At 75.0% G+C, this 12854-nt stretch carries 9 protein-coding genes and 1 pseudogene; 1 reads left to right on the plus strand and 9 read right to left on the minus strand.

Translation table 11 applies throughout. The annotated features are described in order from the left end of the window. Nucleotides 1–11: 11 nt before the first annotated feature. Entirely contained in the window at nt 12–1346 is a 1335-nt protein-coding gene (locus ACFC0G_RS13625) for an ATP-grasp domain-containing protein (RefSeq protein ID WP_376402027.1), read from the minus strand. Between the two features lie 157 nt (nt 1347–1503). Here ACFC0G_RS13625 and ACFC0G_RS13630 point away from each other — a divergent pair. Then, nucleotides 1504–2509, plus strand: a pseudogene (locus ACFC0G_RS13630) (glycoside hydrolase family 26 protein); the annotation flags it as partial. A gap of 698 nt (nt 2510–3207) precedes the next feature. Here the strand turns inward: ACFC0G_RS13630 and ACFC0G_RS13635 are convergent. The 8 genes from ACFC0G_RS13635 to ACFC0G_RS13670 form a co-directional block, all read right to left on the minus strand. Then, nucleotides 3208–4347 (minus strand): GNAT family N-acetyltransferase, encoded by a 1140-nt coding sequence (locus ACFC0G_RS13635; RefSeq protein WP_376402030.1) that lies wholly within the window; start codon nt 4345–4347, stop codon nt 3208–3210. Further along, complete coding sequence (locus tag ACFC0G_RS13640; protein WP_376402032.1) at nt 4344–5054, minus strand: lipopolysaccharide biosynthesis protein; 711 nt, start codon at nt 5052–5054, stop codon at nt 4344–4346. The genes ACFC0G_RS13635 and ACFC0G_RS13640 overlap by 4 nt, the downstream gene beginning before the upstream one ends. A 13-nt stretch (nt 5055–5067) precedes the next feature. After that, nucleotides 5068–6201 (minus strand): glycosyltransferase, encoded by a 1134-nt coding sequence (locus tag ACFC0G_RS13645; protein WP_376402034.1) that lies wholly within the window; start codon nt 6199–6201, stop codon nt 5068–5070. Continuing rightward, nucleotides 6198–7007 (minus strand): polysaccharide deacetylase family protein, encoded by an 810-nt coding sequence (locus ACFC0G_RS13650; RefSeq protein WP_376402037.1) that lies wholly within the window; start codon nt 7005–7007, stop codon nt 6198–6200. The genes ACFC0G_RS13645 and ACFC0G_RS13650 overlap by 4 nt, the downstream gene beginning before the upstream one ends. After that, nucleotides 6904–8631 carry a lipid II flippase MurJ gene (locus ACFC0G_RS13655; RefSeq protein WP_376402384.1) on the minus strand — a complete coding sequence of 576 codons (1728 nt, stop codon included), beginning with the start codon at nt 8629–8631 and terminating at the stop codon, nt 6904–6906. The genes ACFC0G_RS13650 and ACFC0G_RS13655 overlap by 104 nt, the downstream gene beginning before the upstream one ends. A gap of 292 nt (nt 8632–8923) precedes the next feature. Then, a complete protein-coding gene (locus ACFC0G_RS13660; protein WP_376402040.1) occupies nt 8924–10261 on the minus strand; it encodes an O-antigen ligase family protein in 1338 nt (445 codons plus the stop codon). A 2-nt stretch (nt 10262–10263) separates the two neighbouring features. Further along, nucleotides 10264–11712 (minus strand): sugar transferase, encoded by a 1449-nt coding sequence (locus ACFC0G_RS13665; protein ID WP_376402043.1) that lies wholly within the window; start codon nt 11710–11712, stop codon nt 10264–10266. Beyond that, nucleotides 11709–12854 (minus strand): glycosyltransferase, encoded by a 1146-nt coding sequence (locus tag ACFC0G_RS13670; RefSeq protein WP_376402046.1) that lies wholly within the window; start codon nt 12852–12854, stop codon nt 11709–11711. The genes ACFC0G_RS13665 and ACFC0G_RS13670 overlap by 4 nt, the downstream gene beginning before the upstream one ends.

Consider the following 12854-nt stretch of genomic DNA (forward strand, 5'->3'; position numbering starts at 1 on the left):
CTTCATCGTTCTCATCGTGGGGTGAGCTGGTCGGGGGTGGTGCGGGCCGGCGTCGGTACGGCGGCCGGGCGCCGGGCCCGGCCGGCCCCGAGCCGCCGGGCCACCGCGCCGACGGCCTTGCGCAGGAGGTGCGCGAGCCAGGCGAGCCCCATCGCGAGCGCCGGCGCCGGGTCGTCGGCCGCGAACCAGGCGTACTCGGTCCACCCTTGCCGGGCACCACCGGGCTCGGCCGCGTACCGGGGGCGCGGGGAGGTGGCGAGGGAGAGCGCCGCGTAGTTCTCGACGACGAACCGGCGGCCGTACGCCGGGGAGTGCGGCGGCACCGGACGGCCGGTCAGGTCCAGGTGCGCCGCCCGGACGACGTCCAGCCCCTCGGCGTCGGCGAAGAGCCGGAACTGCGCGCCGGGCCGGGGGTTGAAGTCGAGCAGGTGGTACGCGCCCGTCGCCGGGTCGAGCCGGAAGTCCAGGTCGCACACGCCCCGGTAGTCCAGCGCGTCGAGCAGCTCGCGGGCCGTCCGGTCCACGGCCGGGTTCGCCGTCCAGCGGCCCACTGCGGTGAGCCCGGCCCCGTCGGGCCAGGAGCGCTCCTTGCGCCCGGTGGCCCCCGTCGCGCAGCGGCCCGCGGAGTCCACGTACCCGTGGAAGAACCAGTCCAGGTCCCGGCCCGCCGGCAGGAGTTCCTGGAGCAGCAGCCGGCTGCCGGCCTCCGGAGTGCGGCCGTACAACTCCCGCACCTCCGCGAGCGACCGCACGATCGAGGTGCTCCGCAGCCCGCTGCCGGCCGGCAGCAGCCAGGGCCTGCTCCACTTGACGACCACCGGGAGCCCGATCGACCAGGCCATGGCGGCGGCCTCGTCGGCGTCGGCGGGGAGTTCGGTCCGCGGATGGGGCAGGCCGAGCACCGCGCAGGTCCTGGCGAGCGCGGCCTTGTCCGCGACCCGCAGGAGCTGCTCCCCGGTCTGCTCGGGCAGCAGGAAGCGCGGGGCGAGCTCGGCGCGCCGGCGGGCCAGGGCGAGGGCGCTGACATCGTCCAGGGGGAGGGCGAGCACGGGATGTGAGGCCCCGTCGGGTGCCCGCCCGTCGCTGCCGTGGCTGATCTCGTCGGCGAGTCGGACCAGCAGTTCCGTGAGCGCGGCGGAGGACGGCGTGGGCGGGCCCGTACGGGCCGAGCGGAGATAGCGGGACCGGGTGACCGGACTGGTGCTCGATTCGATGACGGCATGGACCGGAATTCCCGCTCGTCCCAGCGATCGGGCGGCGCCGAGAGTGCCGTGATGGAAGGGGTTCCGGTCGAGCCGCACAAGGACGGTGGGGACGCGGGTGTCGAAACTCTGTCGGCGCGGCACGGCATGCCCTTCCTCTCGGGTGCCCCAACTGGGCGATGAAATCCTCTAATGGACTACTGATCAGAGGGAAGTCGAGTTCACGGTCGGCTCATTAGGAATACTTTCGGAGCATCGGATTGACGGATCATCAAAAAGCGAGCGACGTTAAGGAGCGGCCATGGCAGCTGCACGCCGGAGAACATCGAGAGCGTGGCTGGGGGTGTTCACCGCCGGGCTCCTCGCCTCGGGTTCGGTCGTCCTGTCGTCCCCCGCCCACGCCACCGACTCCGTAACGACGAAGGACCCCGGACCGACTCTCTCCAGTGCCATGGGAGCCTTCCTCCAATCGGGCGCGCTCGGGGTCGCCCGCATCGGACAGCTCGAACGCTGGCTCGGCGGTCGCGAGCTGCGCGTCGGTCACACCTACCTGCCGGGCGACCTCTGGAAGAACATCGAGGGCCCGCCCGGCTTCCTCGACGCCTGGGCGGACTGGCGCAACGAGAAGGACGACCGGCTCTTCGTCCTCAACGTCCCCATGCTGGAGCGGAACGAGGCCGGCGTCTCCGACTACGAGGTCCGCCGCCAGCTCCAGCTCGGCGCCGCCGGGTACTACGACCACCACTTCACGACGCTCGCCGAGCGGCTCGTCGCGCTCCGGGCGACCGACACCGTCATCGTCCTCGGCTGGGAGATGAACGGCACGACGTACACCCACCGGTGCGCGCCGGACCCCACGGCGTGGAAGAAGTACTGGACCCGCATCGTCACCGCGATGCGTTCCGTGCCGGGGCAGAAGTTCCGCTTCGACTTCAACCCGAGCCGGGGCCGGGACGCCGTTCCGTGGACCGAGTGCTACCCGGGCGACGACGTCGTCGACATCATCGGCATGGATTCGTACGACCAGCCGCCGGGAATGAGCTTCGACGAACACGTGAGCGAGCCGTACGGGCTGCAGAAGCAGGTCGACTTCGCCGCGGAGCACGGAAAGCAGATCTCCTATCCCGAATGGGGGCTCTTCCGTAACGGCGACAATCCCGTGTACATGCGGCGCATGCTGGACTGGATGAAGCAGCACAAGCCGCTGTACCACACCATCACGGATTACTGTCCGCACGGCGTATGGCAGTGCGACGACAATCCGCAGTCGTCGCTGGTGTTCCGGCAGATGCTGTTCGGGACGGAACCGGAGATCCCCGAGATCCCGGAGATTCCCGAAATCCCGGTGGATCCGGTGGATCCGGTCGATCCGGTCGATCCGGTGGACCCGGTGGACCCGGTGGACCCGGTGGACCCGGTCGATCCGGTCGATCCGGTGGACCCGGTGGACCCGGTGGACCCGGTGGACCCGGTCGATCCGGTGGACCCGGTGGACCCGGTGGACCCGGTCGACCCGACGGACCCTGTCGAGCCGACAGACCCGACGGTTCCGGTGCCGAAGCCGGAGCCCAAGCCCGAGCCGAAGCCGGAGCCCAAGCCGGAACCGAAGCCGGAACCGAAGCCCGAGCCCAAGCCGGAGCCCAAGCCCGAGCCGAAGCCGGAACCGAAGCCCGAGCCGAAGCCGGAACCCAAGCCCGAACCCAAGCCCGAACCCAAGCCCGAACCCAAGCCCGAGCCGAAGCCGGAGCCCAAGCCCGAGCCGAAGCCGGAACCCAAGCCGGAACCGAAGCCGGAACCCAAGCCCGAGCCCAAGCCGGAGCCGAAGCCCGAGCCCGACTGTTGGACCGTGAACCTCGGTTCGTGGGTCGAGAGTTGGATCGGTGGGCCCGTCTGCGTCCCGAAGGACTCCTGGAAGGACGAGGTCGACCTCGACTGGAAGGACGCGCTGGAGGGCGTCTGGCCCTTCTGACCGGTCCGGGCCGGATCCGGGCGGCGGCGGTGGAGATCAACCGCCGCCGTTCGGCGTCCGGCCGGGGAGCCGGGCGATCGCCCGTCCCACCCAGGCCCGTTCCCGGGCCTGGCGGGCCGCCCAGCGGCGGCCGTCGGCGGCGCCCGCGCGCAGCCACAGGAGCGGTGCCGTACGCCGGCCGGCGAGCATCAGCCGCTGGTTGCGGACGGCCTCGGGGCGCCAGTGCTGCTTGTACGCCTCGGTGCCGCGCAGCATGCTCAGCGTGGCCCGCCCGCCGGTGCTGGTCTCGCGGGCCCCGTGGCGGAGGAGCATCGTCGCCACGTCGACCTTGCGGGCCCGCAGCGCCGGGTCTGCGCCGTACAGATAGCCGCCGGCCAGCCGGGGGGACATCAGGGTCAGGTCGGCGGCCACCACGTCCCCGGCGAGCCGGAACTCGGTGACCATCGCGTCCCCGCGCTCCACCATGGGCCGCACGGCCCGTGTGAGGTGCTGGGCGAAGCGCCGGCTGGTGTGCTCGGCGGTCACCCCCCGTCCCTGCCACTGGAGCTGATGGAGCTTCAGGAGCCGGTCGAGGGCGGCCGGGACCTCCTCGCCGGTGACGACGTGCGAGTCGATCCCGAGGGCGTCGAGCTTGCGGAGCTTGGCGCGGACCCGCTGGGCCTTCCCGGAGGGGATCCGTTCGAGGAGCCCCTCCATGGGGACGGCAGGCAGCTCCAGGCAGAGCGAGTCGGGCAGCCGTCGGCGCGGCCCGCGCCAGCGGGCGAAGACCCGCTCGCTGGCCGCCCCGGGCCGCACCTCCCGCAGGTCGATCACCGCGCCCCGAGCCGCCCGGGCGAGCGCCCGGGCCAGGGCGGGCGCCGCCTCCGGGCAGTCGTCGTCGAGGAGCACGTCCGTGAAGTCGGTGATCGTGCCGCCGAGCTGGGTGAGGACGGGCAGCGGCCCGCCGGTCCGCATCAGGGGCGCGGCGGCGACGAGTTCGCCGCCCTCCCGTCGTACGAGCACCACCCGCAGCGCACCGGGGCGGCCGTACGAGAGCCACCAGGAGTGCAGCCAGGAGTGGGACTGGAAGGGGGTGGCGGAGGAGCAGCGCCCGTACAGCGCCGTCCACTCGGCCGCCAGCCGCCCGAACCGCTCCTCGTCACGGCAGATCTCGGTCCGCAGGGTTCTCGGGGTCACACCGCCTCCGGTTCCGGCTGGTGCGAGGCGACCGCGGGGGCGGGCACGGCGGGCGCGACGGCGGGCGTCGGGGACGAGGCCGTGGCGGGTGCGGCGGGCTGCCGGGAGTGCCGGGCCTCGCCGCGCGCGGCCGGGCGCTTCGGGCGGACGAGGAGGACCAGGCCGCCGAGGAGCCCGCCCGCACAGCCGCCGACGAGCGCGGAGAGCGGCGCGGACGGGGAGACCGGGGCGACCGGCTTGGTGGCGCGCGAGAACTGGACGACCTTGACGCCCGTGCTGCCCGCGACGTGCGTGCTGTTGAGGACGAGCGCGCGGGCCACCCCGTCGGCCATGGAGACGGCCTTCGCGGGCTTCTCGGCCCGGGCGGTGATCGAGATCATCGGCGCGTCCGGGGAGGTCGCGGCCTGCACGCTCTTGCGCAGGGTGTCGGCGGTGACGCCCGCCCACACCTGGGCGTCGCCGGTCACCGCGATGTCGGTGGCGACCCGCCCGTAGGCCTGGGCGAAGCCGAGCGCCGCCGCCGGGTCGGACTTCTCGGCCGGTACGACGATGACGTAGCTGACCGCCGCGTACTGCGGGGTCTTGAGCGCTCCGTATCCGCCGCCGAGGACCGCCCCGGCGAGGACGGCGGCGGGGAGGACGGCCCAGCGGCCCGGGCGGCGGAGGCCGGCGGGCGGGAAGGCACGGGGTGGGGTGGTGGTGTTCATCGTGCGGGCTCTCTCACTTCGCGGGGGACGGGGTGCCGTGGACGGCCTGGTCGTAGAGGGACATCAACTGCCCTGCGCTCTGCGTGATGTCGTAGCGGCGGGCGGCCGCCGGCTGCGGGAGCCGGGCGAGCCGGGCGCTCCGGATGCCGCGCAGCGCGGAGATCAGCTCGGGCACGGACTCGCCGATCCGGCGCGCGCCCGGGGCCGCGTCCGGGGGCAGGTCGTCGATCGCGGGGCAGGCCACGTACAGCACGGGAAGGCCCGCGGCCAGCGCCTCGACGACCGCGAGCCCGAAGGTCTCGTCGGGGGAGGTGGACACGAAGACGTCCATGGCGGAGAGGAGTTCGGGCAGCGAGGGCCCGAGCGAGGCGACGGACGGCGGGTCCTCGCAGGCCCCGGCGAGCAGCACCCGGTCGGCGGCCCCGCACTCCCGGGCGATCCGCAGCAGCTCCTCGCGGTGCTCGCCCTCGCCGACGAGGAGCAGCCGGGCCTCCGGCACGGAGGCCACGGCGCGGACGAGCCGGTCGAACCGTTTCCCCGGCGCGAGCCGCCCCACCCCGCCGACGACGTACGCGTCCTCGGGGATGCCGAGGACGCCCCGGGTGAGGCGGCGGGCGCGGGCGTCGAAGGAGAAGCGGCCGGTCTCGATGCCGTTGGGCACCACCTGGATGCGGTCCGGGGGCACCCCCCAGTCGGCGAGCCGGCGGGCCACGCTGGGCGAGACGGCGACCGTGGACGTGCCGAGCCGCTCCGACGCCAGGTACAGGGCGCGGGTGCCCGCGGAGAGCGGGCGGCCCTCGATCTGGGCCTCGCCGAGCGAGTGCTCGGTGGCGATGACCCGGCGGACCCCGGCGAGCCGGGCGGCGAGCCTGCCGTACACGCACGCCCGGTAGAGGTGGGTGTGGACGAGGTCGTAGCGGCCCTGGCGGACGATCCGCGCGAGGCGGGGGAGCGCGCCGAGGTCGCGGTTGCCGGCCATGCCCAGGTGGGTGACGGGGGTGCCGTCGGCCTCGATGCCCGCGGCGACCGCGCCGGGGTTGGTGAGGGTGACGACCCCGTGCTGGACGGGGAGGTGGCGCAGCAGGAGCCGCAGCTGCTGCTCGGCGCCGCCGATGCCGAGCCCGGTGATGACGTGCAGGACCCTCATGGCGCACCGACCGCGGCGGGTCCGGCCTGGGCCTGCGAGGGGAACACGTCGACGGGGTGGCGGCGGCGCAGCGGGTGCAGGACGCGCTTGGCGGTGAGCCGCCAGGAGGTGTCGTCCTCGCCGATGTGGACGCGGGGCAGGGCGTACGCGCCGGTGTGCGGGCCCGGGTCGATCGCGCAGGCGTGGCGGTAGCCGGCCTTCCGCACGGCGTGGATCACGCGCGGGTCGACCTTCCCGTACGGGTAGCAGAAGCCGTCCACGGTGTCGCCGGTGATCTCCTCCAGGAGCTCCCGGCTGCGCCGGGTCTCGTCGGCGAGCGTCGTGTCGTCGGCCTCGGTGAGCGGGATGTGGGTGAGGCCGTGGGAGCCGATCTCCATGCCGGCCTCCGCGATCCGCAGGATGCCGTCCTCGTCGAGGAGCCGTTTGCGCGGGCCTTCGGTGTCCCAGGCGTTCTCGCCGCCGAGCCGGCCGGGCAGGACGTACACGGTGGCCGTGAAGCCGTGGCGGCGCAGCAGCGGCAGCGCCGATTCGTGGAAGTCGGCGTAGCCGTCGTCGAAGGTGAGCCCGACGAGCCCCTTGGCGCGCCCGGCGGCGGTGGCGGCGAGCAGCTCCCGCACCGAGACCCCGCGCAGTCCCCGGTCGCCGAGCCAGTGCAGCTGCCGGGCGAAGCGGACCGGGGAGACGGTCACGTGGTACGGGTCGTCACCGGGGTCCGTGATCGAGTGGTACATCGCCACCCACAGGGGCGGTTTCACCCACAGGGGCGGCTTCGGCAACAGTCGGCGCAGCGCGGTGGGGGCGGGCATGGTCGGTCCTCCGGGAGGCGGAGCGGGGCAGGGGCGGAATCTCCGGCGCCTTGGCGGCGCAGGCGATGAAGAGCAGGAAGACGCCGATGACGACCAGGCTCGCGACGGCGACGGAGAGGACGGCGGAGTCGATCGCGACCGAGCAGATCCAGCCGGTGCCGGTGGCCCACGCGGCGGCGGTGGCGAGCCGGAGGAGGCCCTCGCCGAGCCGGTCGACGTGGACGGGCACGGTCTGGCGGTGCGCGCCGCGCAGCAGCAGGACGGCGGAGCACGTGATGCCGAGCGCGTTGGCGGCGGCGATGCCGACGGCGCCCCAGTAGTGGGCGCCGGGGATCCCGGCGGCCGTGGTCGTGGCGAGCCCGGCGGCCATGGCGGCGGCCGGGTACCAGAGGGGGCGGGCGGCGGAGAAGTAGCAGCGGACGAGGGCGCCGACCATGGTCTGGCCCAGCAGGCCGAGAGCGTAGACGCGCATGACGGCGGCGGTGGACACGGTGTCCGTACGGTCGAACTCGCCCCTCTCGAAGAGGAGTTCGACGATCTTGGGGGCGGCGGCGATCACCGTCGAGGCGCCGACGAGCACGACGACGGCGGCGAGCAGCAGATCCCGCTCGACCCGGCGGCGGGCCGCCTCGGTGTCGCCCGCCGCGAGCGCGCGGGCGACCACCGGGAAGCTGACCGTGCACAGCATCAGGGAGAGGATCATCGGCATCTGCGCGACCTTCTGCGCGTAGTTCAGATGCGAGATGGCCCCGGCGGGCAGCGGCGAGGCGAGGAACCGCTCGATCAGGGTCTGGGACTGGCGGCACAGGGAGAAGGCGACGACGGGCGCGATGAGACCGAGGACGAGGATGCGCCCTTCCGCCCCGCTCGCCCCGCCGTCGGGAGCGAGCGTGGTCGGCTCCTCCTTCGGCACCGGGCGCGCCCGCAGCTCGCGGAGGAGCGACGGAGCCTGGACGAGGACCATCAGGACCCCGCCGACCGCGACCCCGGCGGCGGCGGACCGCACCCCCCACGGCTCGCGCAGCACCAGGATCGTGCCGATGATGCCGACGTTGTACGCCACGTAGATCGCGGCCGGCGGCAGGAAGCAGCCGTGCGCGCGGAGCGCCGCCGAGCAGTACCCCACGAGCGCGAAGGACAGCACGCAGGTCGCGGTCAGCCGCGTGCAGTCGACGGCGAGCTGCGGGTCGGGCAGGCCGGGGGCGAGGGCGGAGACGATCAGCGGCGCCGCCAGGACGAGCAGGGCGGCGGCGACGGCGACGGTGACGGTGAGCCGCGGGAGCGTGCCGCGTACGAGCGCGCGCACCGGATCCCCGAACAGGCTGCCGGAGCGGCGGGCCAGGGCCCGGGAGAAGGCCGGCACCAGGATCAGCGCGAGCGCGTCCTCGATGAGCAGCGTCGAGGCGAACTCGGGCACCGTCCACGCCACCAGGAAGGCGTCGGTCTCGGCGCCCGCGCCGAAGTACCCGGCAAGGATCTGGTCCCGGACGAGCCCGAGCAGGGCCCCGACGGCGGTGAGCGCGGCGGTCACGGCGGCGGCCTTCGCGAGGAAGCCCCGCCCCTGCACCCGGTCGGCCCCCGCTCGCACCCGGGCGTGCGCCCGGCGCCCGCGCGGCGCCCCCACCCGTACCGGCGCCGCCCGTACGGCCGTCTCGGCACCCGCCCCCGGGAGCGCCGAGGCCCCCGGGAGCGCCGAGGCCCCCGGGCGTGCCGATGCCCCTGAGAGTGCCGAGGTCCCCGGCAGCGCCGAAGCCCCCGGGCGTGCCGAGGCCTCCGGGGCCCACGAGGAGTCCGTGGGGCCCGGAGGCGCGGCCGGCCAGGGGTCGGCGAGCGGGGTGCCGCAGGGCGGCCGGGAAGCGGAGCGCGGGGCGCCGGGCCACGGGGTGTCCGTGGGCTCCGGCTCCCCGGCCCACGGATCACGCACGCCGCACCTCCGCCAGCGACCACCAGGCCGCCAGGCCGAACACGACGGACATCAGCACCGTCGAGGGGCCGCCGATGTCCGCGTAGAAGAAGTCGATGAGCTGCCAGGACAGCAGGCCCGTCGCGACGAGCGCGCAGTCCGCGCCGAGGCGCCGCCGGCGCAGCGCGCCGACCAGCAGCGCCACCCAGCTGCCCGCCAGGGCGAGCAGCCCCACGAGCCCCTGCTCGCTGAGGACCAGGAGGTACATGTTGTGCGGGGACAGCAGCGGCTGCCGCTGGAAGGCGGCGCCCGCGCCCGCCGTGTCGCTGCCGGAGGACAGTGCGAGCGAGGCGTTCGAGTCCCGGTAGGCGGGGAAGCCCTTGAGGCCGACGCCCGTGACCGGCTCCGTGCTCCACATCCGCCCGGCTGCCGCCCACATCGTGTACCGGTCCGTCACCGATTGGTCCGGCGCCGCCGCCACCTGCGTGATGCTGGCGACCCGCTCCTTCACCATCGCCGAACCGATGCCGAGGCCGCCGACGAGGACGACCCCGAGCGCACCCGCCGCGAGCGCCACCACGGCCGCCCGGCGCGGCCCGGAGAGCAGCAGCTGGATCCCGCAGGCGAGCACGGTCGCGATCCACGCACCCCGGCTGAACGACAGCACCAGCGGCAGGAACAGCAGCCCCGCGCAGACCAGCGCCGCCGTCCGGGTCCGGCCGGGGCCGCTGCCGAGCGCGATCCCGGTGACGATCACCAGGCCGTACGACACGACCGTCGCCATACCCATCACATCGGTCGGCCCGAAGGTGCCGACGGCCCGGATGTCCTCGCCCATGTAGGAGGCGCCCGTGCCGGTCAGGTACTGGAGCACGCCCACCGCGCCCTGGAGCAGCGCGAGCCCGACGAGACCCCAGGCGACGACGGCGAAGTCCCGCCGGTCGCGGATCATCAGGAGGACGGCCGCCGGGACGAGGACGAAGATCTGTACGTAGCGGGCGACGCCCGGCAGGCTCGCCGCCGGGTCGCCGGAGGTGATCGCGGCCAGACAGATCCCGAGGACGGGCAGGCCGAGGACGACGGCCGCCGCCCGGGTCAGCGGCCGGGCACCGCCGCGCAGCACCCGCACGAGGCAGATCAGGACGAGGAGCCCGGAGGCCGCGTCCGCGACCGTGCCCGTACCGCCGGTCCCGCCCTGCGCGCCGCCGCCGCCCGGGACGAGCAGCAGCGCGATCACGGCGAGGACCGGGGACAGCGCCCCGGCCCGGCGGGCCCAGTCGCGTACGTCCTCGCGCGACCGGTCCCGTACCCCCGGGTCGACCGCCGGCACATGCGTCACGGCCGTGGCCATCCTCAGCTCCCTGTGGGTCGGACGAGCCCGGCCGCCGTACGCAGCAGGATGCAGACGTCCTGCCAGAGCGACCAGTGGTCGATGTAGTGGTTGTCGAAGCGGCAGCGGTCCTCGATCGAGGTGTCGCCGCGCAGCCCGTGCACCTGCGCCAGACCGGTCAGCCCCACCGGCATCCGGTGCCGGGCCGCGTAACCGGCGTGGATCTTGCTGAACTGGGCGACGAAGTACGGTCGTTCGGGCCGCGGCCCGACCAGGCTCATGTCCCCGCGCAGCACGTTCCACAGCTGCGGCAGCTCGTCCAGCGAGCTCTTGCGCAGGAAACTCCCGGCCGAGCTCATCCGCCGGTCGCCCGCCACGTTCCAGCGGGTCGCCGACTCGGTGTCGTCGGACGGCCGCAGCGTACGGAACTTGAGGAGCGTGAAGTGGCGGCCGTGCTGGCCCACCCGCTCCTGCCGGAAGAGGACCCCCGGACCGTCCGAGAGCCGCACGGCCAGCGCGCACAGCAGCAGCACGGGCAGCGCGACCGCGAGCGCGGGCGCGGCGAGCGCGATGTCCAGCGCCCGCTTCGCGGTCAGCCCGCGGCGCGCGCCCAGCGGGACGATCCGGTGCCGGGCGTACCCCCACAGGTGCTCGCCCATCGGCCCGGTCTGCCGGTCGCCGCCCACCCGCCACGTCGTGCAGCCGTAGTGCTGGAAGAGCGACACGAGCCCCGGGTCGTCGTGGAGGAACACCGCCTCGCACACGCTGTTCTGGATGACGGCCCGGTGGATCTCCTCGGTCGTGGTGAGCACCGGAAGTCCGGCCTCCCCGGCCGTCCGGGCAGCCCCGCCCTGCTCCGGCACGCCGACGATCCCGACGGGCCGCACCCCGTACTCGGGATGCTGGGCCGCCGCGGCGGCGAACCGGCGCGCGGCCCCCGCCCCGCCGACGACCAGCGCCGAGCGCGGATGCTCCCGCGCCCCCCGCCGCCTGCGGGCCAGGAGCACCCCGCGGACCAGGCACGCGACGGCCACGTGCGCGGCGTACGCGGCGCACAGCCGCAGCGGCCCGATCGCCAGGGCGGGGGAGTACGCGGCGACCCCGGCCGCCGCCAGACACCAGGCGACCCCGGCGCGGGAGGCGAGCGCGGGCAGCTCGTCGAGCACCCGGGCGTGCGCCGCCGGCCGGTAGAGGCCCCCGTGCCCGTCGAGGACGAGGACGAGCGCCGCGACCGGCAGCAGCAGCCGGGCGTCGTGGTGCGCCGCGCTCAGCAGCGAGGCGGCGGCCAGGACGGCGAGGCCGTCGACCGCCACGAGCGGCCCGGCCAGGGACGGGCGCCGGACGGGGCGGCGCGGCAGCGCGAGCCGGTCCGTCGTACCGCGGCGCGGCGCGAGAGAGGCGAGGCCGAAGGCCTGGCCCGCCGTGGGCCAGGGGCCCGGTGAAGGAGGAACGCTGGTACTTTCCGTGGTCACTGCGCAATCGGCTCTCTGTGCTCGGCCCCCCGCACGCCGGCCAGTTCGCGGTAGACGTCCGCGACGGCCGCGGCGGTGCGCCGGACATCGAAACTGCTGAGTACGTGTTCGTGGGCCTCGCGGCCCAGACGGTGGCGCAGCTCCGGCCTGCCGAGGAGGCGGCCGAGAGCTGCGGCGAGCGCGGCCGGGTCCTCGGGCGGGACCAGGCACAGGGGTTCGTGGGCGGCCGGCAGGCTCTCGCGCGCCCCGTCCACATCGCTGACGACGACCGGCCGGCCGCTCGCCATGGCCTCCAGGGGCGCGAGCGCCATGCCCTCCCAGCGGGACGGCAGGACGACCACGTCGGCGGCCCGGTACCAGGGCACGGTGTCGTCGACGGCGCCGGTGAAGCGGACCGAGGGCCCGGCGGCCGTCCGCAGCCGCGCGCCGTCAGGGCCGTCGCCGACCAGGACGAGACGGGCCGTGGGCACCTCCGCGAGGACGGCGGGCCAGGCGGCGAGCAGCACGTCCTGACCCTTCTGGCGGCAGAGCCGGCCCACGCAGACGACGGTGGGTACGGGGTTGCCGGGCGGCCCGTCGGTCGCGAACCGGGCCACGTCCACACCGTTGTGGACGACGGACCAGTCCGCCACGACCCCGGCGCCCTCGCCGGTACGGCGCTCGGCCTCGCTGACGCAGAGGATCCGGTCCGTCCAGCGGGCGCCGAACCGCTCCCAGCGGCGGGCGAGCGACGCGGTCGTCCCGGAGACCGCCTCGAAGGACCACGCATGCGGCTGATACACCGTCGGAACCCGTCCCCGCAGGGCGAGTCGGGCACAGAGCCCGGCCTTGGCGCTGTGCGCGTGGACGAGACCGGGCCGGACGGAACGGATCACCCGGGCCAGCCCCCTCGTCTCGCGGACCAGCTGCGGGCCGGGGTCCCGGCCCGCCCGCCAGTCGTGGGTCTCCGCGCCCTCGGCGCGGACGGCGGCGGACAGGGAGGTGTCCGGCGGACACGCGACCGCGACCCGCAGGCCGGCGGCGCGCTGGGCGCGGACCAGGTCGACGACGACGCGGGCGACCCCGCCGTCACCCGGCTGGACCGCGTGCAGGACGGTGACGGACGCGAGGTCCGGCGCTTCCGGCGCTCGTGGAGGCCGCAC

Origin of the sequence: Streptomyces sp. NPDC056169 (genome assembly GCF_042268445.1) — a bacterium.
GTDB lineage: Bacteria > Actinomycetota > Actinomycetes > Streptomycetales > Streptomycetaceae > Streptomyces.